This is a genomic window from Thiomicrorhabdus heinhorstiae (assembly GCF_013391765.2).
Taxonomy (GTDB): domain Bacteria; phylum Pseudomonadota; class Gammaproteobacteria; order Thiomicrospirales; family Thiomicrospiraceae; genus Thiomicrorhabdus; species Thiomicrorhabdus heinhorstiae.
The window spans coordinates 1-24,611 of record NZ_JACBGI020000017.1; the positions used below are offsets into that span (position 1 = coordinate 1).

The 24,611-nt window shown below is 50.7% G+C and carries 21 protein-coding genes and 1 other RNA gene; 10 read left to right on the top strand and 12 right to left on the bottom strand.

What is annotated here, in order from left to right; all coding sequences use genetic code 11:
* The first annotated feature begins 82 nt into the window (after positions 1-82).
* Positions 83-250 (top strand): hypothetical protein, encoded by a 168-nt coding sequence (locus tag H8792_RS08560; protein WP_185978536.1) that lies wholly within the window; start codon positions 83-85, stop codon positions 248-250.
* A 26-nt stretch (positions 251-276) separates the two neighbouring features.
* Here H8792_RS08560 and rnpB read toward each other — a convergent pair.
* An RNA gene (gene rnpB, locus H8792_RS08565) (RNase P RNA component class A) lies at positions 277-656 on the bottom strand.
* 88 nt (positions 657-744) lie between these two features.
* Positions 745-2,037, bottom strand: coding sequence for a D-alanyl-D-alanine carboxypeptidase/D-alanyl-D-alanine-endopeptidase (locus H8792_RS08570; RefSeq protein ID WP_185978537.1), 1,293 nt, complete (start codon positions 2,035-2,037; stop codon positions 745-747).
* Positions 2,038-2,170: 133 nt separating this feature from the next.
* Between H8792_RS08570 and H8792_RS08575 the strand changes: the two genes are divergently transcribed.
* Both H8792_RS08575 and H8792_RS08580 read left to right on the top strand, forming a co-directional pair.
* Entirely contained in the window at positions 2,171-2,548 is a 378-nt protein-coding gene (locus H8792_RS08575) for a hypothetical protein (protein ID WP_194947657.1), read from the top strand.
* Positions 2,545-3,336: a class I SAM-dependent methyltransferase gene (locus tag H8792_RS08580; protein WP_185978539.1), complete on the top strand. Its 792-nt coding sequence runs from the start codon at positions 2,545-2,547 to the stop codon at positions 3,334-3,336. The genes H8792_RS08575 and H8792_RS08580 overlap by 4 nt, the downstream gene beginning before the upstream one ends.
* A gap of 6 nt (positions 3,337-3,342) precedes the next feature.
* Here the strand turns inward: H8792_RS08580 and rsmI are convergent, their stop codons facing one another.
* Positions 3,343-4,212 (bottom strand): 16S rRNA (cytidine(1402)-2'-O)-methyltransferase, encoded by an 870-nt coding sequence (rsmI, locus tag H8792_RS08585; protein WP_185978540.1) that lies wholly within the window; start codon positions 4,210-4,212, stop codon positions 3,343-3,345.
* Positions 4,213-4,386: 174 nt separating this feature from the next.
* Between rsmI and H8792_RS08590 the strand changes: the two genes are divergently transcribed.
* Positions 4,387-5,955, top strand: coding sequence for a penicillin-binding protein activator (locus H8792_RS08590; RefSeq protein WP_185978541.1), 1,569 nt, complete (start codon positions 4,387-4,389; stop codon positions 5,953-5,955).
* A 23-nt stretch (positions 5,956-5,978) separates the two neighbouring features.
* Positions 5,979-6,320, top strand: a complete 342-nt coding sequence (locus H8792_RS08595; protein ID WP_185978542.1) for a YraN family protein — start codon at positions 5,979-5,981, stop codon at positions 6,318-6,320.
* Between the two features lie 31 nt (positions 6,321-6,351).
* On the opposite strand, the gene ppsA is transcribed toward H8792_RS08595, so the two are convergent.
* The 5 genes from ppsA to H8792_RS08620 all read right to left on the bottom strand — a co-directional run bounded on the left by ppsA (position 6,352) and on the right by H8792_RS08620 (position 16,831).
* On the bottom strand, positions 6,352-8,766 hold the full coding sequence (gene ppsA / locus H8792_RS08600) for a phosphoenolpyruvate synthase (protein WP_185978543.1): 2,415 nt from the start codon (positions 8,764-8,766) through the stop codon (positions 6,352-6,354).
* A gap of 112 nt (positions 8,767-8,878) precedes the next feature.
* Positions 8,879-9,577: a class I SAM-dependent methyltransferase gene (locus tag H8792_RS08605; RefSeq protein ID WP_228767034.1), complete on the bottom strand. Its 699-nt coding sequence runs from the start codon at positions 9,575-9,577 to the stop codon at positions 8,879-8,881.
* A gap of 124 nt (positions 9,578-9,701) precedes the next feature.
* The gene (locus H8792_RS08610) at positions 9,702-13,229 is read right to left on the bottom strand and encodes a UvrD-helicase domain-containing protein (protein ID WP_185978544.1); all 3,528 of its coding nucleotides are present in this window, start codon (positions 13,227-13,229) and stop codon (positions 9,702-9,704) included.
* On the bottom strand, positions 13,226-15,982 hold the full coding sequence (locus tag H8792_RS08615) for a PD-(D/E)XK nuclease family protein (protein WP_185978545.1): 2,757 nt from the start codon (positions 15,980-15,982) through the stop codon (positions 13,226-13,228). Before H8792_RS08615 ends, H8792_RS08610 begins: the two co-directional genes overlap by 4 nt.
* Positions 15,983-16,009: 27 nt before the next feature.
* A complete protein-coding gene (locus H8792_RS08620; RefSeq protein ID WP_185978546.1) occupies positions 16,010-16,831 on the bottom strand; it encodes a M48 family metallopeptidase in 822 nt (273 codons plus the stop codon).
* A 97-nt stretch (positions 16,832-16,928) separates the two neighbouring features.
* Between H8792_RS08620 and H8792_RS08625 the strand changes: the two genes are divergently transcribed.
* The 4 genes from H8792_RS08625 (at position 16,929) to tpx (ending at position 19,864) form a co-directional block, all read left to right on the top strand.
* A complete protein-coding gene (locus H8792_RS08625) occupies positions 16,929-17,825 on the top strand; it encodes an RluA family pseudouridine synthase (protein ID WP_185978547.1) in 897 nt (298 codons plus the stop codon).
* 8 nt (positions 17,826-17,833) lie between these two features.
* Positions 17,834-18,253 carry an HIRAN domain-containing protein gene (locus tag H8792_RS08630; RefSeq protein WP_185978548.1) on the top strand — a complete coding sequence of 140 codons (420 nt, stop codon included), beginning with the start codon at positions 17,834-17,836 and terminating at the stop codon, positions 18,251-18,253.
* 45 nt (positions 18,254-18,298) lie between these two features.
* A complete protein-coding gene (locus H8792_RS08635) occupies positions 18,299-19,198 on the top strand; it encodes a 3'-5' exonuclease (RefSeq protein ID WP_185978549.1) in 900 nt (299 codons plus the stop codon).
* 171 nt (positions 19,199-19,369) lie between these two features.
* A complete protein-coding gene (tpx, locus tag H8792_RS08640) occupies positions 19,370-19,864 on the top strand; it encodes a thiol peroxidase (RefSeq protein WP_185978550.1) in 495 nt (164 codons plus the stop codon).
* Between the two features lie 56 nt (positions 19,865-19,920).
* Here tpx and H8792_RS08645 read toward each other — a convergent pair whose 3' ends face one another.
* The 3 genes from H8792_RS08645 to H8792_RS08655 form a co-directional block, all read right to left on the bottom strand.
* Positions 19,921-20,298: a diacylglycerol kinase gene (locus H8792_RS08645; RefSeq protein ID WP_185978551.1), complete on the bottom strand. Its 378-nt coding sequence runs from the start codon at positions 20,296-20,298 to the stop codon at positions 19,921-19,923.
* 38 nt (positions 20,299-20,336) lie between these two features.
* On the bottom strand, positions 20,337-22,091 hold the full coding sequence (ggt, locus tag H8792_RS08650; RefSeq protein WP_185978552.1) for a gamma-glutamyltransferase: 1,755 nt from the start codon (positions 22,089-22,091) through the stop codon (positions 20,337-20,339).
* A 109-nt stretch (positions 22,092-22,200) separates the two neighbouring features.
* Positions 22,201-23,313: a glycosyltransferase family 4 protein gene (locus H8792_RS08655; protein WP_228767035.1), complete on the bottom strand. Its 1,113-nt coding sequence runs from the start codon at positions 23,311-23,313 to the stop codon at positions 22,201-22,203.
* A 243-nt stretch (positions 23,314-23,556) separates the two neighbouring features.
* On the opposite strand from H8792_RS08655, the gene H8792_RS08660 reads away from it, so the two are divergent.
* Positions 23,557-24,171: a lipid-binding SYLF domain-containing protein gene (locus tag H8792_RS08660; protein WP_228767036.1), complete on the top strand. Its 615-nt coding sequence runs from the start codon at positions 23,557-23,559 to the stop codon at positions 24,169-24,171.
* Between the two features lie 82 nt (positions 24,172-24,253).
* Here the strand turns inward: H8792_RS08660 and H8792_RS08665 are convergent, their stop codons facing one another.
* Entirely contained in the window at positions 24,254-24,532 is a 279-nt protein-coding gene (locus tag H8792_RS08665; RefSeq protein WP_185978553.1) for a peptidylprolyl isomerase, read from the bottom strand.
* Positions 24,533-24,611: the final 79 nt, after the last annotated feature.

Genomic DNA, 24,611 nt, shown 5'->3' on the forward strand with positions numbered 1-24,611 from the left:
AGTAACAAGGTGGTTTCAATAAAATGAAAATATTTTTTTAAATTGAGAAAAATTTAAATTTATCCGGCATAAAAAAACTTGCGTGAAGCAGGAAACGTCAGAAAGCGAACAGGCTTTAGAACGGCAAATTCAAGATAAAAAGGGAACGAAAAAGACTGACAGGAGAAAAGGTGGGGAATTTTCCCTAAAAACAGATCTGACTTCCAAAAACGGCAAAAAACATCCACTCTCTGGGAAGAAAAATCAATAAAACACAGACAAAAACTTGCTAGAAAAAAGAAAAGTGGGTCTATAAGCCGGGTTCTGTACTCCAAAGGAGTGACAACCATTCATCTGGAAAAAGCATCACTGCTTCACTCAAGCGACCTACCCGGAAACCTCTACGAGCAGCAGAGCGCCGCTGCAAGCAGCGACTATGTTTCCCTATTTGGTCTTGCACCGGATGGGGTTTACCATGCCGTCTCTGTTACCAGATCCGCGGTGCGCTCTTACCGCACCCTTTCACCCTTACCTGCTCGCCTAAACGAACATCGGCGGTTTACTCTCTGCTGCACTGGCCGTCGGCTCACGCCGCCCAGCGGTTAGCTGGCATCCTGCTCTGCGGTGCCCGGACTTTCCTCCGAGGCTAAAACCTCCGCGGTTGTCCGACCCACTTTTGTGGCGCTATAGTACAGCAAACCCCCTGCAAACACCAGCAGGAAAAACCGGCCGCCGCAGAGAAACATCGCATCCATTCCGACACGCTCATTTTGCACCGGCCGACTGCAGTGCTTGCGCCACCTGAATTCGGAAATGATAAGCGACCGGAGAATTCACCATTAAAGCAAACGGCTGCCAATGACCTTCTTTGACGATGTAGCCTGCCAGACAACTGACACCTTTCAAAGTACCGGTTTTTGCATAGATCCCTGGTTCAATTTCGGGTAACAGATAACGCCACGGATAAAACGCTTTGAGCACTTCCGACAGCTGCTGAGGCGTCAGCCGATTCTCCTTAGATAAACCGGCACCGTCTTCCAAATGAAAGGAAGTCCAGCCAAAACGGCTTTTCAACCACTGCTGGTAGTAACGACTCACCTTATCGCCATCTGCTGGTTTGCCAGAAGCATCTGCCGCCAGATTCAGGGCAAGTTGGTTGGCAATAAAATTGGTCGAAAAAGCCAGCATCGAACGAATCATCTCACCGAGAGTACGAGTGTTACGATAGGTCATTAACAAATCGTCGCGATGCTCTGCAGCGGATATTTTTCGTCCGACAGGCGCTTGTTCGATTTGCAGCCCTTTCTGCTGTAAGAACAGTGAAAAAAGCTCGCCGAAATAACGGCTACCGGCTTGTGTTTCCGCGCCAAGATTGAAGCGCTCGGCGCCTTTGAATGGATGTTGATCCCACTGAGTCTGAGCAACCTTTTTCGATAACTCGGTCAGAGGCGTTTGAGGTTCGGCACTCATCCACTGTTTCGAATTTCGACGAATATAGATACTGTTGAAATTGGCTGCCAAGGCCGACGGCACAGCATCATACGGATTGGAAGAGTCTCCTGTCCCCGGAAGAACCGTGCCATCACGATAATAGCCGTCATCCAGCAGAAGACGCTGAATACGGGGAACACCACGTTGCTGCAAATTAGCGACCACTTCTTCAGCCATCATGCTTAACTCTTCGGAAACCAGAAATGGATCACCATAGCCTTTGATCAACAGAGCCGGCGCACCATCCTCATTTTGCAACAGATAAAATTCGGTCTTAAAACGATAATCTTCGCCCCAATGATCGAGCGCCATCAGAGCGGTCACCAATTTGGTTGTCGAAGCGGGAATAAAAGATTGATCGGCGCGAATCTCCCGTAAAGCTTTGCCCTTCTCGTCACGCCACAACAATCCTGCCTGAGAGTTATCGGCTACCTTCTTCAGAACGGCCTGGGGAGGTTGCGTCCCCGCCTCAACCCAAGCGACTTTCAATAGCAGCAACAAGACCAGGAAAACAGATAGCAATGGAACCGACAAGCGTTGTCGGCCTTTACAAATACGATAATCCAAACTCTCTCCCCCGCATGTTTCCCTGTAGTTTTGGCTTTTCCAAGAAGATGTTATTATACGCACAAGTCGTCGAGCAACGACAAATCAGAATGACGCAACCTTCCAATTGCTCAAAAACAGAACCGGAACCCTTGTGACACCCAGAAAATCCTTATCCTCCTCGAAACCAATCCTGTGCCAACCGCTTTGCAAAACCTTCCTCTACGGATTTGCATGGAGCTTGATTTTTGCAGCCTTTATTCCATTGGGAAAAATTGCCGCCTGGCAGTACAGCATTTTGCTCGGATCGGTGCCGTCTACCTTGCTGTGGGATCTATTTAATCTGCAAAATACGACAACCCAAATCGCCAGTGCAATAGTTAACGCCACCATTCTGTTCACCCCCTATTTCTATTTCCGCCTGAGCGGCGAACAATCAAAATGGCTATGGCTGACATTTTCGCTCTATGGATTCATTAATGCTGCGCTTGGTTTTAGTATTATTATCAGTCTGAGGGGCGGCCATCTGTGATCGCTATAGACGACAAATTCTGTCCCGAATCAAGCCATTTGATCGCAGAGACATTCACCATCCCCCTGCTATCTCAATTGTCGGAGATACCTGACTTTTTACTTAGTTGGAAGGAGACGGATGAGGGCCATATTCTCGAGCTGAATGACGGCGGCAAATCACCGATTTCGATCGACTTCCTGGCCGGAAAAAAAGCTCATCGTCGCCAGTTCGGCGGCGGTAAAGGACAACCGCTGGTCAGAGCGATGGGACAACTGGAAAATACTTTGCCGAACGTTGTCGACGCAACCGCCGGTATGGGCGGAGACAGTTATGTTCTGGCATCACAGGGATTTGAGGTAACACTGATCGAGCGTAGTCAGGCAGTCGCCGCCTTGCTGTTCGACGCCTTGCAGCGTGCACGATTGAGTGAAGACTCGGAGATTCTGCAAACTTTGCAACATATGCGATTAGTTCACTCCGATAGCGCGCAGTATTTACGGCAAACCGCAGATCAAGTCGATGTCGTCTATATGGATCCGATGTATCCACATAAAAAGAAAAAGGCCGCGGTTAAAAAAGAGATGGCCATGTTGCAAAAAATGCTCGGCGCCGATACCGACAGTGAAAATTTGTTGGATGCCGCTCTGCACAAAGCGACTTACCGCGTAGTGGTTAAACGTCCGAAAGGCGCTGAACCGGTTTTTCATCCGACCATTCAGCCCAGTACCAATATCAGCAGCCCGAATACCCGCTACGACATCTATTCGATCAAAGCGTTGAAAGCCTCAGGGCAATTAAGCGAATAAGCAGCGCTAGCCATTATCCATTTGCATATCTTTTAGCTCCTGCGCTCTTTGATAGACCGCTTTCTTTTTACGACCACCGTACTCACTGACGATTTCAGCGATCTGCTTTACCGGCAAAGACTGCTTCAACAACAATAAAATCAGCACATCGTCAGCATTCTCTTCACGCTCAGGCTGCTCGTCGGCCCCTTGCAGCATGATGACGAATTCGCCACGCACTCGATCCGGGTTCTGTTTGAAGTACTCGACAATTTCACCAAGATCGCTGCCGACGAACTGCTCGAACTGTTTGGTCAACTCCTTGGCCACTACCGCCTGCCTTTCGGCACCGAAAACCTCCAACATCGCCTCCAGAGTTGCCTGCAAGCGATGCGGAGACTCATAAAACACCATCGTTCGGCCCTCTTGCGTCAACGTCTGCAAAACCTGCAAACGCTTGGCGGCTTTGGCAGGCAAAAATCCTTCGTAGCTGAAACGGTCGGTCGGCATACCTGCGGCGCATAAGGCGGTAATCACCGCACTTGGCCCGGGAATCGGAACCACACTAAACCCCTCATCCCGTAACGCCTTGACCAGATGATAACCGGGGTCGTTAATCAAAGGCGTGCCGGCATCGGAAATCAAAGCACCGTTTTCACCCTGACGCAGTCGCTGTTTAACCCCTTCAATACGCTCCTGCTCATTATGGTCATGCAAACTGATCAGCGGCTTGTTAATGGCAAAATGCTGCAACAACGGCTTACTGTGGCGAGTATCTTCGGCTGCGATCCAGTCAACCGAAGAAAGCGTCTCGATCGCCCGCTGAGTAAAGTCCTTAAGATTGCCGATTGGCGTCGCTACGATAAATAGGCTGCCGCTGTGATTAACTGTTTCCATCTAACTCCCGTTTCCAGCCGCTAAGGCCGCATAAATCGCTCACATTTAATTAAAACAAAACCCTGACTGATAACGGAATAAAAAGAATTTTCCGTAAACGCGCTTCAATAACACTTCGCCTGTAGGAATCGGCTATAATCGCTTTCTAATAACAGACAACTATTCTATAGAAAAATGACTGACAAGACCGTTTTTTCCCGCGCCCTATCCCTTGGCAAAACTTTCTCCGTCGCGATGATTCTGGCCTTATCCGCCTGTTCGATCCCACCTAAGGTTCCACCGGTCGAAAGACACAAACCGGTAACGCCTCCCGAACCGCAACCACCTAAACAGCCGGAGCAGGTGCTAGAAACCATTGGCATCCAGCAACCTGGATTTGATCTGCAACCGCAAGCCTTGCCGATCGGTGGCGAATCCGATTTGCAGCAGCGAATCAATACAGCGGATCTGAACGGCGACTGGGTAAGCTATCTCGAACTGAACCAGCAATTCTGGCAGGCATCGGATGACGAAGGCCGTGAAAAAATAGAATATGCCGTCTGGCAAAAACTCCAGCTGCTTTCCGACAGCAACGTCGCCCAGCTCGAACAGGAACCTTCGCGCATCGTACAAAGCTGGATTCGCCTATTAAAAGCCTCGCGCAGCAGTGCCGATAAACTGGAAAACCGTCTGCAACAGGTCCGACAGGAAGAGCCGTTTGCCATCTATCAGGCGCACCTCTTGCCACAGCTGATCGATAATTTCAGCGATCTGACCAGTTACAACAATATCGCGGTACTTCTGCCTCTTCAAGGCCGTTATCAGCAGGTCGGAGAACAGATTAAAGAAGGCATTCTAAAAGCCTATTTCGCTTCCGAGCGCAGCGGTCGCATTCAATTTTACGACACCTCCGATCCAAGCCGTATCGAGAATACCTACTACCAGGCTAAGCAGGATGGTGCCGACATGATTATCGGGCCATTGCTAAAAGAATCCATTCAACAGCTGATTCCGTTAAACGATGCCGACATTATTGCGCTGAACCGGGTCGATAACGCGCCTTTTACCGAATTCAGTTTTAAATCGGCTCACGAAATCGGGCAGCTGATTCAACGCCTTAACGCTTACGGTTATAAAAACCTCGGTATCCTCACCCCAGACTCCGCTGCCCAATTGAAACAGGCGCAAGAGTTGAAAAACCAGTGGGAACTGGAAAACGGCCACCAAGCGGTTCTGCAAACCTATCCGGATGATAATCCGCGCTTGAGAAACGCTTTAAGCGACCTGATCAACGAAACCTCCAGCAGTGAACGCTATCAGATTTTGAGACGGATCAGCGGCGAGAAAATCGAATTCTTCCCGCGGATTCGCGAAGATTTAAACGCGGTAGTGATTTTTGACGAACCGCAGCGAATCGCCGTCTTCAAACCGCAGTTTGCCTACTATCAGTTAAAAATTCCGGTCTTCTCTTCATCGGAAGCGGCGCCAAAGGTTTTAACCAACACGCAATCACTGCATGATTTAAAAGGGCTGCAATTTTTGGCAGCTCCGGCTTCGGTTACCCCGGACAGTTTGGAAACGTTGTTTGAAGCTTTCGGCTGGGACAGCTATCTGGCGGCAACGCACCTATCGGTTTTGCGTGCCGGCGGACAGATATCCAACGGTAAAACCGGAAAACTGCGCCTGAATCCGCAAACCAATCAGATTGAGCAAACCCTGATCTGGGCAACCTACGACGATGAAGGGAAAATTCAAGCGCAGTAGGCGTTTCAGGATTAGAAACTAAAATGTTCGCAATCGGCAAACGCAAAGAAAACCAGGCGCAAAAATGGCTCAGTAAACAAGGGGTAAAATGCGTGGAAGAAAACTTTCGTTGTAGAGGCGGGGAGATCGACCTGATCTGCCGACATGACGATTATCTGGTGTTTATCGAAGTGAAATACCGTAAAAACCTCGATCACGGCCATCCTAGCGAATTCGTCACCGCGGGAAAGCAAGGCAAAATACGTCATTGCGCCGAGGTTTTTCTGCAATCACATGCCGAATACCAAAGCTGCCCGATGCGTTTCGATGTCATAACTTTCAGCGGAAATGACACTCAACCCGAATGGATTCAAAACGCCTTTTAGGTTCTTCACACCCTTTTCGCAACAATCGCCGTTATTTGCTCGCTTCGGCGCTCAACACCAGCTTCTGGGTTTTTAAAATCGAATCCGGATTCAGACTGATCGCATCAATTCCCTGCTCGACCAGAAATTCGGTATAGTCGGGAAAATCCGACGGCGCCTGCCCGCATAAACCGATATGTCGATGGTTGCGTTTGGCACCTTCGATCGCCATGGCAACCATTTTTTTAACGCCGGGATCCCTCTCGTCATAATCGGCGGCCACTTTCTGCGAATCACGATCCACCCCCAGCACCAGCTGAGTGAGGTCGTTGGTACCGATCGAGAAGCCGTCGAAATACTCGGAAAATTCGTCGATCAGCAGCACATTATTCGGAATTTCACACATCATATAAACCTGCAAGCCATCCTGACCGCGTACCAGACCGTTTGCTGCTAGATTCTCCAGAACCTGCTTAGCTTCCTGAACACGTCGACAGAAAGGCACCATGATAATGACGTTTTTCAGACCCATCTGCTGACGCACACGCTGCAACGCCTGGCATTCCAGTTCAAAGGCTTCGGCAAAGTCGGGATCGTTATAACGAACCGCGCCGCGAAAACCGATCATCGGGTTCTCTTCATGCAGCTCGAAATATTTACCGCCGAGCAGATTGGCATATTCGTTGGATTTGAAGTCCGAAAGACGGATTACTACCGGTTTCGGATAAAATGCCGCTGCCAGCTGCCCAATCCCTTCCGACAAAGTCTGCGTAAAAAAACGAGCGCCGGATTCATAACCTGCGATTAAACCCTCCAACTCGGCACGCGTCTGTTCCGACATTACTTTTTGCGGATAGAGCAACGCCATCGGATGCGCCTTGATCTGATTATTAATAATGAATTCCATCCGCGCCAGGCCAACACCGTCATTCGGCAATCGATTGATGTTAAAGGCCGACTGAGGATCCGCGATATTCATCATCAAATGCGTTTTCGGTTTCGGCAGATCGCTCAAGTCGGTATGAATAACTTCATACTCGACCTGCCCGGCATAGACATTTCCCTGATCGCCTTGAGCGCAGGACACAGTAATCCAACTGCCGTTATCGATTTTCGCCGTGGCGTCGACCGTTCCGACTACTGCCGGGATTCCCAGTTCGCGCGCGATAATCGCCGCATGACAAGTTCGCCCCCCACGGTTGGTTACCAGAGCGGAGGCCATTTTCATAACCGGCTCCCAATCCGGAGTGGTCATATCGGATACCAAAACTTCACCGGCCTTGAAGGTCGACAGTTCTTCAACCGACTCAATGACTCGAGCACGGCCGGCAGCAATTTTAGTCCCTACCGCACGACCGTATACCAAGGCCTGATCGGGAGTACGGCACAAACGGAACTGCTCCAACTGATGAGCCTGTTTCTGCGACACAACCGTTTCCGGCCGCGCCTGAACAATAAACAATTCACCGCTGACACCGTCCTTGGCCCATTCGATATCCATCGGGCGGTTGCTTCCGGCCTGCTCACTGTAGTAGTCTTCGATAATCAGCGCATATTCAGTCAGCTTCATTACTTCCTGATCGTTTAAACAGAATTTCTTGCGATCTATTGGCGAAGTCGGGATATTTTTTACCGCCTCACGTCGATTCTGATCCGAAGAATAGACCATTTTGATTTTTTTACTGCCGAGGTGACGCTTCAATACGCAGCGATGCCCCAGCTTAAAGGTCGGCTTGTGTACCATAAATTCGTCCGGATCCACCGCCCCCTGAACGACGTTTTCCCCTAATCCGTAAGCACCGGTAATCAGCACCACCTGGTCGAAACCGCTTTCGGTGTCGATGGTAAACATGACGCCGGACGCGGACAAATCGGAGCGCACCATCTCCTGCACGCCGATCGATAGAGCGACTTCAAAATGATCAAACCCCTGGTCGATACGGTAGTGAATCGCACGATCGGTAAACAGACTGGCAAAACAGCGTCGACAAGCATCGGTGAATTCCGCATATCCTGAGATATTCAGGTAAGTGTCCTGCTGTCCGGCAAAACTGGCATTCGGCAAATCTTCGGCTGTGGCGGAGCTGCGAATCGCTAAAGAAGAACCGCTGCCAATCTCGTTCATCAACTCGTCATACGCCAGCCTCATCTCTTCCTGCAAAACTAGCGGCAAATCGGCACGATAGATCAATTCACGAATCTGAGCGCCGCGTCTTTGCAAATCGGCAGCATCATCAGGGTCAAGTGCATCCAGTAATTCGTGCAGACGCGGCCAAAGCGCATTTTCTTCCAATAGATAACGGTAGGCGTCGGCGGTAATGGCAAAACCGCGGGGAACGGGTACACCGAGCGGAGTTAAATTACTGAACATCTCGCCAAGGGAGGCGTTTTTCCCACCAACCAGCGGGATATCTTGAAGAGTTAAGGCGGAAAAATTTTTAATGTAACGAAAAGTTTCATGCGACATAGCGCCTCCCGGCTTTGAGCTGTAGTCCCTTTTTCGGTAATGCTCCCGGAAAGGAGCCCCGCTGCGTGCTAATGAAACGCAAAACAGGAATGACTCCTTCCGGAAATAAACTCTATTGACGTAGCGGCAAAGGCTTCTCGACAACCAAACGGACGGTTCGACTGCCCGGTGTAATTTCGACCACCTCGAATCCGCATGCTTTTAACATATAGATCAAGTCTTCGGTGTGATAACGGTTATGTTCAAGAAAATGTTGGAACACATCTTCAATGGCTGCCTTATCAACCTGTTCTTTCCACAAGCTTTCCTCCGGGAACTTGTGTTCCAGATAGGATTCCAGCGGCTGGCGAACTAAATCGATCAAACAGAAGCGGCCGCCCGGTTTCAACCAGGAAAAAACTCGTTGAAACAGTTTTACCGGTTGATTCAATTCATGAACCAGCATATTTGCCATCACAGCTGCAACCTTTCCTTCGGAAATCGAATTACGTGGATCATTCAAATCATCCAGCAGCATGCGCGCATTTTCCGGCAAGGGCAACTGAGCCACCAGCATATATTCTGCCGCTTCAATCCCAATCACCGTATTCTGTGCATACCTCAAGGCCAGATCATTGACGAACTGGCCGATTCCTGCCCCGAGATCCATAATCAGATCATCGTGGTCGATTACACTGCCCATCTGAGCATTCCAAAACTCCCAGAAATCGACATCATGACGCCGATCATAACTGCGGGTAATCATTTCACGGGCGTAGTCTCCATCGCCTCCGTGATGTTTTAGAATCTGCGCTTGAGTTTTCTCGATCATAACCGCCTCCTCATTGAAATAATCTCTGTAACAAACCAACAGATTATCAAAACTTCACGCTTGTGCAGTATTGCGCGATCAGATCTTGATAATTCCTGATACGGTTTTGCCAAACGGTTGGCAACTATTCTGACACAACTTCTTCCATCAATTCTTGAGTCACCTCAAGCCATTGGTCAACATAAGCGAAATAAAGCACCCATTTTTGCGGCCGCTGCTCAATCTGTTTAAACAGCTCACCATATCTTTGCAGCTGCGGTTGATACTCGAAGACCTTACCTTGCAGAAACGCCGGTAAATCTTCTCCTTCATACACACTGGTCTTGTAATCGACAATCCAGCGCACCCCGGATTCATCGACGAAAGTCCGGTCAATAATATGATTACGCACCGCTTGATCGGCTTCCAGCGAACTCAACGCTAACTCGGTTGCCGATTCCGCCAACGAAGAATCAAGAGCCTGACGTAAATGATCATTATTGCATGCATTTAACAGACAACGCTGCACTCTCTGTTCAGCACTGCTCAGAAGCTGATCCTTCAATCCCTGCTGCGCCAGCCAGCGACGATACAACGGCATCGCCGTCTCAATCGAGACCGGAGTCCAATTTTCAACACCCTGTTCGACTCTCAGTTCCAATAAACGATGTACCAGATTACCGACCGCCGTATTTAACAAAGCGCTTTGCGCCTCCTCGCCAAACGCCCCCTTCCCCCCGGCATCGAAGCGTTTGGCATCAAAAGCTTCCGATTCGGATGGCGTTTGCTCAACCTGCCATGCAAAAGCTTGGCGTTCCATATTTTTGACAATCTCTAATGAACAGCTTTCCCGCTCGTCCAGACGGCTGACTTTAGGCAGAACAGCCTCGGTTTCAAGAATCTCATTTCCAGCTTCATCGTGAGTATCCGCCAGAGTTTGAAACGCTTTGCCGACCTCGGGCCACATCACATCCAGCAGGGAATCAGGCTGAGGCTTCGGCACTTTCATGCGATCCTCTCGATCGAATTGCAGTGCGAAGTCGACCTGTCCGAACAGATGCAGATGCCGTTTGGCCCGTGTACAAGCGACATATAACAAACGCGCCAGCTCGTAACGTTGCTTCTGCTTCTCGAAACCGCGCAATAACTGACTCAGATAGGACGCATCCGTACCTTTCGGATCAAGCGGGGCAAAAACCAGGCGCTCTTCTCCCTCTTCCGACAGGAATTGGAACCAGGAAATCAGCGAGCTTTCGTCACCACGCGGTTTACGTCCCAACGACGGCAGAATCACCGTATCGAACTCCAGCCCTTTGGACTTGTGCATCGTCATCAGTTCGATGGCCGAACTCGCCTCGCTGGCATCCGCTTCGGCATATAACACATCGGTAATTTGCTGCAAACCATTGCCGTCGAGAGTTTCTTGATCATGTGCGGACAAAGCGCGGCAGAAAGCTTCGACATTCTCTACCGCCAGATCGTTTTCGACGGTCAAAGCCCCCTGCAGCAACAGCCAGGTTTCCCTAACCAGTTGCGAGAACGGCAGTCGTCCCAATTGCTGCAAAGCATTTTCCAGGACGGTGAAAGCGTGTCGCCAGCGAGCTTTTTGCCAGTCGCTATCATTGCTTTGAGCCTGCCATAAAGACCACACGGTCTTGTACGGCTTGGCGGCGATTAAATTATCCAGCTCTACCAGTGAAAAGCCGATCATCGGTGTACGCAGCAGGGCGATCCAGGCAGCGCGATCGCCCAAATGCAATAAGGCGCGACTCAGGGCAAGCACGTCCTGGATTTCCTGGCGCTCGGAGAGTGCTTCCAACTCGACGGCACGGAAAGGAATGCCGCGTGTTTTCAACTCCACCGCCAGCGGCATCAGATGCGAACGCGAACGCCCCAAAACAGCAATCTGTGCCTTTATATCCCGTTGATCATTCAAAGCCTTGTCAATCACCTCAACGATGTCGAGCACTTCCTGCCGGGCACTTCGATTCAATGCCCAATGAGTCTGCACGGCCGCAGAGAAGTCATCGGAAAAAGCTTGCGAATCGCTATAGGCCACCGCCCCTTTCTCAATCAGGCTCTCGTTCGGGAAAATCTGTTTAAAGTGCCGATTGACCCAATCGACCACACCACCGCTGGAACGGAAGTTCACCTGCAATTTCAACGGAATCAGCGGAACACCGCCGATTTCGCCTTGCCATGCCTTGAGGAAGTTACCGACTTCGGCTTCACGGAAGCGATAGATCGACTGCATGGGGTCGCCGACCAGAAACACACTGCGACCGTCGTCTCTCTGCCAACCTGCAAGCAGCTTCTCCAGCAAGCGGAACTGTTCGCGGCTGGTATCCTGAAATTCATCAACCAGCAGATGTTGAATCTGATAATCGAGCTGCTGGGCCAGATCGGTCGGCGATTCATCGTCTCCCAGCGCTTGCAAGGCTGCTTGAGCAATTTCGATAAAGTCCGCCTCGCCGTGTGCCTGAAAAACCAGCTTCAGATGCGCAGCGCTGAGTTTCAACAATTGCAATAACGCCTGAAGATTTTGCCACTGGTCGTCACTATAATGCGGTTGCGGCAAGCTTTTTAAAACCGCCAAACTCTCACGCAAACGCCCCTGTAAGCCATCGGCTTCATCTAACGCTTTTAGGATTTCACTCATCTCATCCTTGCGCTGTTTCGCTTCCCCTTTCCCACTCGGGAATCCTTCGTTTTTGGTCAGACGCTTGCGAAAACCTTTACTGTCTTTCGTCAAAATCCAATCGGCCAGAATACGCCATTGCACTATACCGTCGGCCTCCTCGCTCAAAGGCCAGGCCGAAGCGATCGTTTGCAATTGCGGCTGATCGTTCCCCTGCGCATAGGCGGCGATTTCACAAATCTCGGCAAACAGTGGATACTGCGCGCTTAACACTCGCAGATGACCTTGCAATTCCTGGATGATGATCTCTTGCAGCGCCGTTTCCAAATGCGTTCTGGCTTCCAGAGCCGTCTCTTCGTGACCGTAGGGTAATAGCGATGCCATCCACTGATCGCGCTTGGCCAGCATCGACATCAACAGGACTTCCGCACGGTTATAACGCCCGTTGACCAACTGCAACAGCGTCGCCACCGACTCTTCGGCCAGCGGACTTTTCAAAACGGCTCGGACGGCCTCGCGATAGACTTTATCCGGCGTTTGGGCGATACTCGACTGAGTCCCCATTTTCGATAACAACGGCATCTGTCCGACCAGGTAGCCGTTCAATCCATCGATGGTTTTGATGCGCAATCGGTTCGGATTATCGAGCAGGTTCCAGCCCATTTCTGCATCACGCTGCAAGGCCTTCTGCGCCAACAACCAGTTATTGCGCTCGACCAGTTTCGCCTGAGGTCCAAGCGGCTGCAAAGCGGCATTCAATAATTTAAACACCCGTTCGCGCATCTCCGCGGCGGCCTTTTTAGTGAAAGTGACCGCCACAATCTGCTCCGGCGCTTCAACTTGCGACAGCAATACCAGAAAACGCTGGGCCAGCAGCGAAGTCTTACCTGAACCGGCCGGGGCCTGAACAATAAACGACGCTAAAGGGTGAATAGCACTCAAGCGTTCCAGACCATCAGCCAACTCGTGATCCGTCGCAACGCCAAAACGCTGCGCCAAAAATTCGCTCGCCTGCATCATGACTTCACGACTCATGCTTCGTCCTCACCGTTTTCATAAGCTTCCAACTGTGCTAAAGCCTCAGGAAGACGTAACGCCAATCGTCCGGCAGCATAATCCATATCGCTCAGCTTGCGGAAACGCAGGCGCGCATCGCCTTGACGGATGCCGACCGCTAAATCTTCAACCTGATTGCGCAGGCTCTGCAAAAAATCCTCCCAACGCACGTCAAAAAATTCGCCGTCCTCTTTTTCGGCCAAACGTGAAAACAGGGTAATTGAACGTGATGTCGGCAGAACACTGTCGTCTTCCGTCAGGGCGCTCAATTTCACGCCGTCGTCGGAATGCAGCAACGCATAACCGATCGCCGCCACCGGCAGATCATCCGGTACAGCAAACAGATACACAGCTAATTGCGGTGCCTGGATTTCATCCTGCAACAGGCCTTTAATACTGGCGCGACCGGTTTTGTAATCAATAATAATCGCACGCCCCTCTGACTCATCGACCCGATCGACCACCACCTTGAATTTCAATCCGCCCAACTCCAGCTCGTGCCTGGCTTCTGTCTGAACGACTTTAAATGCATTGCGTGTTTTTTCGATCTCCAGCCAAGCCTGACAGAGCTGCAGAATTCTCGCTTGTTCCAGTTCCAGCAACACTGCACTTTGCGTATCCTGAAATTCCGCAAACACCTCGGCAATCAATTCCTGTAAACGCTGCTGCAACGCTTCTTCACTCAGGGACAGAAGCCCGTGCAAATCCCCTGTCTCCTGCCAGAAAAGCTCCATGACTCGATGCAGCAGAATCCCCTGATTGGTCTGTCCGAGATTCTCTTCGACATCCAATAAACCATACTTCGCCCCAAGACGGTAATCGATATACGCCATTAACGGACACTGGCTTTGAGCTTGCAGAATGCCGCTTCCGCCGGGTGCAAGAGCTCCCTCAGCCAGTTGGCAACCGCGGTTATCTTCCACCCACTCTACGGAGCCTAAACGATGTCGACGATTGAGAATGCCGAGTGACGACGAGTCGAGCCCCGGCAAGCTTTCAAAAGGCTGCCAATTCTTCAAGAGCGGGCTGGGCAGAAGCTGCGCATCACCTTGCCACTGCGGGTAACTGAAAACAACCTCCCGGCAACTGCCGAGCAGACGCATGCTAAGGGTCTGAGCATAATTCAACTCGCGCTGGGCATCGCAACGCGGCAGTTTGAACTCGTGCTGAAGACGCATCGGCAAAAACGGATTCGGATTCGCCGCCCGCGGCCAGGCTTCGTGGTGCAACCCGAGAATCCACAACGCATCAAACGCCTGACCACCAGCCTCAAGCATCCCCATTATCTGAATCGGCGCATGGCCGACGGTTTGCGGCTGGTGAATCTGTTCGCGTAAATAACGGCCGAGAATCCCCATCCAGCGACTGAGCGGATATTGACCGGTCAGATGCAGAGATGCAAACATCTGCAAGGCATTTTCAAAAGCGCTTTTCTGCTGGAATTCACGGCTGGACAGTGTACGCGATCCAGGCCACTGCAAAGTGTCAAGACAGAAACGCACTGCGGCGATAAACCCGTCCAATGACAGGGACTCGGATTTGGGCCTATCGGCAAGTACAGTCAGAGACTTAACCAGACTTTTCGGCAGGGGATTAAAGCGCCCTTCTTCCTCCGAAGCACCTTTTTGCAAAACGTCCAAGAGATGCGGCCAATGAAATTGCGACCACTGCAGACGGCGGATTTCCAGATCGGCCTGATGACGAGATTCCAAAGTCGCGCTGTTGTACGGCGAAGTTAGCCAGTGGCTCCAATCCTGGAACGACACCGGCTTATGCGGCTGTAAAAACAGCTGCAGGCTCAGCCAAGCTTGTTGCACCAGAGGAATATCAAACAAGGCTTCGCCGAGAGAAATATTATAGGGTTTGACGGCATCCGGGTTTTGCGAGGCAAGCAGCGAATCCGTAGCGACATACAACTGCTCGTCGAGTTGCTGCTGTAATAAAGCCTTATAGTCATTCAAATCCGGCGCAACCAGAGCGATCTTAATCTGCGCACTCGGTTTGTACTGCTGTAAATCCCGCCAGGTCTGCAACGCCCAATTCACCGCACGAGCCGACTCTTCGCGGCTATGTTGAGCCGGAAAATAACTGCGATCGACGGCAAGCGATTCACTCACAGTTTCCGCAACCACTTCGACACCGCGTTGCCTGAGCGCTCCAATCCACCGCTGCATAAAAGGGACGATTTCGTCAAAGCCGCGCAAATGAACAACTTTAGGCACGCTGCCGACGCCCTGTTCCAGCCAGATCAATCTCCGTTCCTGAAGCATGCTTTCATCCATCCAGCCGCGCTCGGCAAGCATCGCTTTATAGGCATCAACCACACGGATAAATAGCCTGGACTCCTGCGACAGAAACACTTCTTGCCGCCAGGATTCCTGTAACCATTCAGCTTCAAGCTGTCTTGCCTGATAGAGCTGTTTGAGGGTCGCGTTCCAGTTGAGCAGTGCCGAACCTTCCTGCAGTTCGTCGTCTTCTGTCTGCAACGCATCCTGCAAACACTGCTCCAACAACATCTGTGCTTCAAACGCCCCCAACACTTTCTCCGGCAGATCGTCCAAAACCAGATCGGCATTGAGCAAAGCGGTTTCATACCACTGTTCCCACCACTGCGACAGGGTCATAACCGCCGGCGTTTCGGCAACCGCAGTTTGCGCCGTCGATAAAAACATCTGCTGTTTCAAACTCATCGATAAACGGCTGTTAGCAGTGATATATAGCGTTTTACTCATAGACTCGTTCGACTCGTGCCATCTTAATTAGGTTTTTTGTAACAAATCGATCCAGCGATGCCCATGCAGCCGCAACTGCTGCTTGGCTTGCCGGGTGTGTGGGAAATGCCTTTCGACCAACTGCCAAAAAGCTGCCGAGTGATTGGCGTGGATGCGATGACAGAGTTCGTGCACCATCACATAATCCACCACCCACTCCGGTGCCTGCGCCAGACGCCAGTTAAATTGCAGATCGCCACTTGACCGGCAGCTACCCCAGCGCCCTTTATAGCCTTTGATTTCTACTTTGCCGAAATCGACTCCAATTTGCTGGGCGAATCGAGACAGTCGCGCGTCCAAGTGCAGCTGCAAAGCCTGGCGTAAATATTGTTCCAGCCACGCTTGAACCAGTCGTTTCCGCTCGCAATCACTGAGCGAAGCGTGGCAGGACAAGCACCAGATATCGCCTTCTCTGCGGACCGATACGGCTTTCTTTTTAAGCGTGCCGGAATCGGCATCGACGACTTTAAATCTCTGCCTTTCTCCGAAGAATTCAAACTCTCCGTGAGAATGCCACAGAATTTCATCTTCATGCAAACGTTCGGCCAAGCGCAGATAATGTTTGTGAAGCCAGTCGTTTCTTGAACCCAGCAAACGCTCGATCTCGCCATTGGTAAGGCGTTGCGGAATTTCCAGCACCACTTCACCCTTGCGGACTTTCAAGGCAATCGACGATTTCCGTGCGCTGTAAACTATCGGCAGTTCACGCTCTCCGTCCGGCGTTTTCAGTGGCCAGATGACCGCTCTTTCCGCACCGCTTGCCGCCACTTCGGCATGTTGGTTTTTATTCGTTCGCCTACCGAAAAACATAGGTCCAATTCCATTCAAGAACAGATACTTTATACTATTCGCTTTAGAGTCGGTTGAAAATTCCCGGCCATTCATCAACTGAATTCAAAGCCAACTTATGTCCGACCGCCAACAACCACAACACTTCCATACCGAGCTCACAGCTCCGCAAACCGCGCTGCAAGCCTTGGCCGGTCTTGAAGTTTTCAGCAATAGTGATTTAAAGCGACTGGCGCAAAACGGCGCCGTCTGGTTGAGTCGTTTCGATTCAAAACGCGGCACCTACCGCAAGCCCGAACGCCTGCGCCGACTAAAAAACGAATTACGGCAACAGGATCGGCTCGACCTCTACTACCATCCTCAACTGGATAGGCCTTGCACTCATGAACCGCTTTTAATTGCCGATTTTAAAGATTACTCTCTATGGCTAAAACCGCGCGGCGTCATGTCGCAAGGCTCCAAGTATGGTGACGCTTGCACTCTGTATCGTTGGGTAGAAGTGCAAAATACCCGACCCTGCTGGATCGTTCATCGCCTCGACCGCGCGACTCAGGGCTTAATGCTGCTGGCTCACAATAAAAAACTGGCGCAAACCCTGACCTCACTATTCGAAAACCGCCGGATAGAAAAACGTTATCAAGCCAATGTTCACGGATTACTGGCCGAAGCGATCAGTATCGACACGCCTATCGATGATCGACAAGCACTCAGCCATATCCATCCCTTATACACCTTCGAGCGTAACGGCAGTCAATGTACCCGTGTCGAAGTCAAAATCGATACCGGACGCAAACACCAGATTCGTCGGCATTTAAGTGCCATCGGTCACCCTGTGATCGGCGACCGTCTGCACGGTGATAAGGTACTCGATCAATGCCATTTCGCAGACATCAATCTGCAGTTGACCGCTTATCGTTTGCGATTCGAGTGCCCGATTAGCGACGAAATGCAGGAATTTAAACTCGACGAAAAGCAGCTGGATCTGCTGCATCCGCAGATTCAACAGGCGACTTGAGGCCGCAGATGCACTTTAAACTCGATCTGATTATCAAAGGCAGCTACTACTATCAGGCAGAAACTTTATATCGGCAGAAACAGTTGTATCCGGGCACAAAACTCACTGCCAAACGCGAAGCGGACAACCCTCACGACTGTAATGCGGTGCAACTATTTTACCCTTTGGAAAAACCGCAGCCAGCGGCTCTGCTCGGCTATTTCCCACGGCAAATTGCCGCCATCCTATCGAGCAAATATGATCTGCAAAGTATCGCTTCGATTCACTTGCAGGAGGTTCGCCACAGCGAGAATCGACTGCAACTGAGCTGCCGGCTCGAACTGAAACAACCCTGGACCAAGGCTCTGAGGCTCATGCTTCTGGCGACCTGGTTAAAATTGCCCAGCCCTCTCGCCTCACGAAGCCTGCCGACAGAAAAAGATCGTTAGTGTTAAAATCCAACTTCCTTGCTTTAAAAACTAAGACGAAACATTATGACGCCTTCCCCAGAACAAGCTACCGCGCAATCTCTTGAGCAATGCATCCAGCAACTGCAAGCCAGCGGCGACTATCAGGTTTTACGCAAACTGTCACCGCGCGAGACTTTCAACGCACCTTCCCCGGAAACAACCCATCGAGTCTGCCTGATCGATACCGAAACCACCGGGCTTGATACCCAAAGCTGTGAAATCATCGAACTTGGTTACCAGCTGGTCGAATTCGACTCTCACGGCCTTTTTTACCGTGTTCTGAGCGCTAAAAACTTTCTGAACGAACCGGAAGGCGAAATCGGTGCAGAAGTCACCCAGGTGACCGGCTTGACGATGGAAGACGTAAAGGGACACTCGATTCCGTGGGACGAGGTCGAAGCAGATATTCAGCAGGTTCAGCTATGCGTCGCACACAACGCCGCTTTCGACCGCCCGGTGCTGGAACGCTATTCCGAAGTATTTGTCGATAAGATCTGGGGTTGTTCGGTGGCACAGATCGACTGGCAGAAACTGACCGATGTCGGTTCTCGCAGCCAGGAATTTTTGTGCTGGAAAGTCGGCCAATTCTACTACGGAGCCCATCGGGCTTTAGACGACGTTCAGGCCCTGACCGAATTGTTATCGCAATCCGTCGGCGACGAGCAGAAACCGGCTTTTTTCTACCTTCTTAAGGCGATACGCAGCAGCAAATCGCTGGTCAAAGCGGTCGGAGCTCCATTTGAAGTCAAGGATACCCTGCGCAGCCGCGGCTATCGCTGGAATGCTTCGGAACGAGTCTGGCAGAAAGTAATCGATCAGGCGGATCTTGAGGCGGAAACCCGCTGGTTAAGCGAACAACAGTGCCATGCACCCTTTGTGCAGAAATTAAAATCTACCGATACCTTCTCGGTCCGAGCCGGATAACAACCTTAACCAATTTGATCTAAACAGTACCGTTTAAAATACGGATTAAAGACTGCCTCACGATTGTTTAATGGCGAATAAAGTTTTTTGATTAGCCAAGTGTACGAGCTTGGTGTCTACTGAACCCGGTTAAAACCCTATCGGGCACTTAGACTCATCAAGGAGGAAACTATGGCTACTATCACTTTAGGCGGCGATCCGATCGAAACCGTCGGGCAACTACCGGCTGTCGGAAGCCTGGCACCAGATTTTACATTGGCCGCAAAAGACCTTAGCGAAAAAAGTCTGGCGGATTTTGCAGGCAAAAACGTCATTATGAATATTTTCCCAAGCATCGATACAGGCGTATGCGCAGCATCGACCCGTGCCTTTAATGCCGATGGTGCAGAACGAGCCGAAGTATTATGTATTTCAATGGATCTGCCGTTTGCTCTTGATCGCTTTTGCGGCGCTGAAGGTTTGGATAAAGTCACGACACTTTCCGCTTTCCGCTCGCCTGAATTCGGCCAGGACTACGGTGTCAGTATTGTAACCGGGCCAATTAAAGGACTTTTGTCGCGAGCCATAGTGGTGATCAACTCGGAAGGAAAAGTGATCTACACCGAACAGGTACCTGAAATCGCCCAAGAACCTGACTATGCTGCAGCGCTGGCTGCTTTAGATTAAAAAACGCAGGCAAACCGCTCCGATTTTGGAGCGGTTTTCGCATTTGGATCAGTTTTTTACAAACTGCCCATCAGCTTGGAAATAATAAATCCGATCCACACGACCGCCGCAATAAAAAACGACAGAAACACCGCCGCCGAAGCCTGATCCTTGGCTCGCCCGGACAACTTGTGATATTCGTCTCCGATACGATCAACCACCGATTCAACTGCCGTATTCAATAGTTCGACCAACAGCACGATCATCAGAACCGCAATCAGTATCGCCCGTTCGAAAGCGCTTTCACCGATCCAGAAAGCAGCCGGAAGCAATAGAATAAACAGCCACACTTCCTGACGAAACGCGGCTTCATGCTTCCAAGTCGATTTGAATCCTTTCCACGAATAGCCAGCGGCATATACGACCCGCTTTAAACCTTTATGCGGCGATTTCATCCTTGATCCTCTCATCGATTAATTGCCTGTTTAGTTATTTAATTTTCAGTTTGAACCTTCGCGGGCAACGTGAAAACTTTTGCCTGGCCTCGGCCTCGATAATCCGAAGCCGCCTGCCATTCGTCATCTTTCCTCAATAAGAACTGGACATCGCCCAGATAATTATTCAAACGTAATTTATACCCCTTCGCCTTTAAAGCCGCTTCGGTTTGCGGCGACAACTCGGGATGGTAGTCAATGCGATCTTTCGGCCATAGCTGATGGTGAACACGCAATGCATCGACGGCTTGCTGGGCGCTCATTTCCCCATCCATCTCTTTTGTCACAGCCGAATCCAGGCTATTCACCAATACCTGAAAAACCGAAGTGATAATACTTGAACCGCCCGGTGTTCCGACTACCGCTTTAACACGCTCACCATCCAGAACCAAGGTCGGCGACATCGATGACAACATGCGTTTGCCGGGAACGATTTCATTGGCATGACCGCCGGTTACGCCAAATACATTCGCGACTCCCGGCTTGGTCGAAAAGTCGTCCATTTCGTCATTCATCAGAAAACCACCGCCTTCAATAACCACCCCATTACCGAACGGCATATTCAAAGTGTAGGTATTGGAAACCGCGTTACCGTCGCTATCGACAATCGAAAAATGTGTGGTCTCCGGCGACTCCGCCAGACCGGGTTTAACAGCTTCACTGTCAGAGATCTTCTGAAGATTCACCTCTGCCGCACGCTTCTGCAAGTATGCACTACTCAATAAACTCTTTACAGGCACTGCAACAAAGTCGCTGTCACCCAGGTATTCGGCGCGATCGGCATAGACGCGCTTTTCCATTTCTGCAAAAAAGTGCGTCTTTAAAGCAACAAGGTCTTGCAAATTCCTTCGCGCGGTTTCCTGCGCTTTCAGATATTGCGGCTTCAAGATGCTATACATTTGCAACAGCTGACCGAGAGCGATCCCGCCGGAACTCGGCGGCGGAGCGGAAATCACTTGATAACCGTTCCAGTCAAAACGGATCGGTTGCCGCCACTTGACCTGGTATCCGGCCAAATCCTTGCTATCAATCAGACCGTTACGAGCGCGCATGCTTTGCACGATCAGTTCAGCAGTGCGCCCGCGATAAAAATCGTCCGCGCCGGACTCGGCAATTCGTCGCAAGGTCTGCGCCAGTTCCGGCTGCCGAAAACGTTCTCCGCTTTGCAGATTCCCGAAATAGTGGTCAAAATTCAGTTCTTCATCGCTTTTATCTGCCACCCAGGACTGGTACCACAGGCTGTGCTCCTGCAGAGCAGGATCGACGATAAAACCGTTTTGCGCCAAGTCGATTGCCGGTTGTAACAATTGCTTCCAAGACAACTTTCCGAAACGCCGATGCGCCTGCCATAAACCCATCACCGTTCCGGGAACCCCGCTGGCTTTCGCCCCGACCAGAGAAGCAAACGGAATCACTTCTCCTTTTCCATCAAGATACATATCCCGCGAAGCGGAACCCGGTGCGGTTTCTCGATAATCCAGAAAATACGCCTGTGCAGCCGAACGGTTTTGTTCCTGCATAAACAGGGTCATAAAACCGCCGCCGCCTAAATTCCCCGCCTCCGGATAGGTGACTGCCAGCACAAAGCCTCCGGCCACCGCCGCATCAACTGCATTCCCCCCTGACCGCAACACCTTCTCGACCGCTTCGGCACTGTAAGAATCCGGCATGGCAAGCGCAGCTTGACCGGCATGGACGATGCTCAGCTGAAAACTCAGCAATCCGCCCAGTAAAGCGTAAAGATAAAACCTCATAATCTGCTCTCTCGAATTCCGTACAATCGAGCTTATCCTACTCTATTCAGGGAATGAATCGCCAATCATGAGGGATATTTTCCGGAAGACAAACGAATAAACCTTGGCGTTACTTTTTGATTGGCGCCAGATTCTGTAAGAACTGCTTGGCGGCATGCGGCCAGCGAAATTCAGGAATCGACTCGGCAATCGGTTCGCGATCCAATTTCAACGCCTGTGTAATGGCGACGCCCAAATCCTCATTCAGACAACCGTTGACACCCTCTTTAAGAATGTCTTTCGGACCGGTAACGGGAAAGGCGGCAACCGGCGTTCCACTGGCAATCGCTTCCAGATTTACCACCCCGAAGGTATCGGTTTTGGAAGGAAAAACAAACACATCGGCACTGGCGTAATATTTAGCCAGCTCTTCACCACGCTTGGCTCCGACAAAAACCGCTTCCGGATAGGCATTCTGCAAAACATCAAGTTCCGGCCCCTTACCGACGATCAGTTTGCTTCCCGGTAAATCCAGATCGAGGAATTCCCGTAGGTTTTTTTCCGGTGCCACTCGACCAACATACAACATAATCGGTCTCGGCAAGCCCAGATCACTACGCCGCTCGGGATTAAACAGGTCGGTATCGACGCCACGGCTCATCAAGCGTAAATCCTTGAACCCCTTACCTTGCAACTCTTGCTGAATCGACTCGCCAGGCACAAGCGTGCGTTGTGCCGGTGAATGGAAGCGTTTTAGAAATTTATAAACCCAGGATTCGGGAATCCACGGAAAACGTTTATGAATATATTCCGGGTACTTGGTGTGATAGCCGCTGGTAAAAGGTAAACCGTGCTTGAGTGCCAATTTGCGGACGGCCCAGCCCAAGGTACCTTCGGTGGCGATATGGATCGCATCAGGGCGGAAATTAAGCAGACGTTCTTCAAGAGCGGGTGCTCGACGAACCAGACGAATTTCCGGATAGGTCGGCAAAGGGAAGCATGGATAAGGCTGCGGCTGAATGACATCCACCTCAACCCCTTGGGCGGTAAGCTCTTTAACCAGGTGGTTCAAAGTCGTCACAACGCCGTTTACCTGCGGTTGCCATGCATCGCTGACCAGAGTCAGGCGTCGAATCGAGTTCCCTCGGGTCTCGCTAACCACCTTGGCAGGTTCAGGCTTAGTTTGAAAGGAGCGCGAAGATTCCATCGAACTGGCTTTTTCGACCACAATCACCTTACTCATTCCTTTGATCTCTCCTCAATTTATCGGCTGACAATTTATTTGCATGCCTGTTATGTCGCTTAGGGTAAAAGATTCGTATACCGAATACATGAAGGATATGTGACAACGACGGAGAAGCGTTCCCCCTCATCGGTTTATTCAAGCTATAGTCAGGATTTATTTCGGAATGCTACAAACTTTCTAGGTACAATGAAGCCAAAAGTTGGATACATAACCTCACAACCAGATACTTAAGGAGGAGCCATGAAACAGTCGACTCGTATCGCCTCAATTTTATGTTTGGCTTTAGCATGGACGGCACCAAGCGTTCAAGCGGCTGAAGCGGATAACGCACCGCAAATGGAACAGCAAAACCACGATAAAGACTATGTCAAAACCATCGATGCCTTTCGTAATGCGTCGAAATCAGCCGCCTTCTTCAAGCACTCATACGGTTATGCCGTCTTTCCTACTATCGGTAAAGTCGGCTTTGTCATAGGCGGTGCCTACGGTCAAGGCCGTGTATACAAGCAAGGACAATACGCTGGCATGACCGAAATGACACAAGGTTCGATCGGTTTCCAGCTTGGCGGTCAGGCTTTCAGCCAGATTATTTTTTTCCAGGACAAGCGCGCCTATGACGAATTCACCAGCGGTAACTTTGAATTCGGTGCTCAAGCTTCAGCCGTCGCGATCACTGCCGGTGTCGCTGCCGAAGCTTCAACCAAAGGAACGTCAGCAACCGCTAATGCCGGTAACGACTATGTTGCCGCCGAAGGCCAATACTATAAAGGCATGGCGACTTTCACCATTGCCAAGGGCGGTTTAATGTACGAAGCAGCGATCAGCGGTCAGAAGTTCAATTTTTATCCAAAATAACTTCAAATACCGAATCCCGTACAAAAAAGCCCGCTTTGAAACATATTCCAAGCGGGCTTTTTACTTTTTTACAACCAATCGGTTACGAACGGCTGGTTACTTCAACCAGGTGATAGCCGAACTGAGTCTTAACCGGACCTTCAACCGAACCGACATCGGCACTGAAAACTACTTTGTCGAATTCCGGAACCATCATTCCCGGTCCGAACTGTCCCAAATCACCGCCACTGCGCCCGGAAGGACACTGTGAATTCTGCTTGGCCACTTCGGCAAAGTCTGCGCCTTCGGCAATCTGCTGTTTTAATTCCAGACACTTCTCTTCACTGTCTACCAAAATATGACGCGCTGTCGCTAGAGCCATAATGTTTCCTTTTTCAATCGTTTTTAATTAGTTCCATCCAAATTATCGGCGAAACCACATCGCCTGTCTGCGGCATGAA

What these genes read in the sequence shown, in the direction of transcription:
- rsmI (WP_185978540.1), bottom strand. Translation starts at nt 4,212, where the DNA reads ATGGAAACAGTTAATCACAGCGGCAGCCTATTTATCGTAGCGACGCCA.
- H8792_RS08590 (WP_185978541.1), top strand. Translation starts at nt 4,387, where the DNA reads ATGACTGACAAGACCGTTTTTTCCCGCGCCCTATCCCTTGGCAAAACT.
- H8792_RS08595 (WP_185978542.1), top strand. Translation starts at nt 5,979, where the DNA reads ATGTTCGCAATCGGCAAACGCAAAGAAAACCAGGCGCAAAAATGGCTC.
- ppsA (WP_185978543.1), bottom strand. Translation starts at nt 8,766, where the DNA reads ATGTCGCATGAAACTTTTCGTTACATTAAAAATTTTTCCGCCTTAACT.
- H8792_RS08605 (WP_228767034.1), bottom strand. Translation starts at nt 9,577, where the DNA reads ATGATCGAGAAAACTCAAGCGCAGATTCTAAAACATCACGGAGGCGAT.
- H8792_RS08610 (WP_185978544.1), bottom strand. Translation starts at nt 13,229, where the DNA reads ATGAGTCGTGAAGTCATGATGCAGGCGAGCGAATTTTTGGCGCAGCGT.
- H8792_RS08615 (WP_185978545.1), bottom strand. Translation starts at nt 15,982, where the DNA reads ATGAGTAAAACGCTATATATCACTGCTAACAGCCGTTTATCGATGAGT.
- H8792_RS08620 (WP_185978546.1), bottom strand. Translation starts at nt 16,831, where the DNA reads ATGTTTTTCGGTAGGCGAACGAATAAAAACCAACATGCCGAAGTGGCG.
- H8792_RS08625 (WP_185978547.1), top strand. Translation starts at nt 16,929, where the DNA reads ATGTCCGACCGCCAACAACCACAACACTTCCATACCGAGCTCACAGCT.
- H8792_RS08630 (WP_185978548.1), top strand. Translation starts at nt 17,834, where the DNA reads ATGCACTTTAAACTCGATCTGATTATCAAAGGCAGCTACTACTATCAG.
- H8792_RS08635 (WP_185978549.1), top strand. Translation starts at nt 18,299, where the DNA reads ATGACGCCTTCCCCAGAACAAGCTACCGCGCAATCTCTTGAGCAATGC.
- tpx (WP_185978550.1), top strand. Translation starts at nt 19,370, where the DNA reads ATGGCTACTATCACTTTAGGCGGCGATCCGATCGAAACCGTCGGGCAA.
- H8792_RS08645 (WP_185978551.1), bottom strand. Translation starts at nt 20,298, where the DNA reads ATGAAATCGCCGCATAAAGGTTTAAAGCGGGTCGTATATGCCGCTGGC.
- ggt (WP_185978552.1), bottom strand. Translation starts at nt 22,091, where the DNA reads ATGAGGTTTTATCTTTACGCTTTACTGGGCGGATTGCTGAGTTTTCAG.
- H8792_RS08655 (WP_228767035.1), bottom strand. Translation starts at nt 23,313, where the DNA reads ATGAGTAAGGTGATTGTGGTCGAAAAAGCCAGTTCGATGGAATCTTCG.
- H8792_RS08660 (WP_228767036.1), top strand. Translation starts at nt 23,557, where the DNA reads ATGAAACAGTCGACTCGTATCGCCTCAATTTTATGTTTGGCTTTAGCA.
- H8792_RS08665 (WP_185978553.1), bottom strand. Translation starts at nt 24,532, where the DNA reads ATGGCTCTAGCGACAGCGCGTCATATTTTGGTAGACAGTGAAGAGAAG.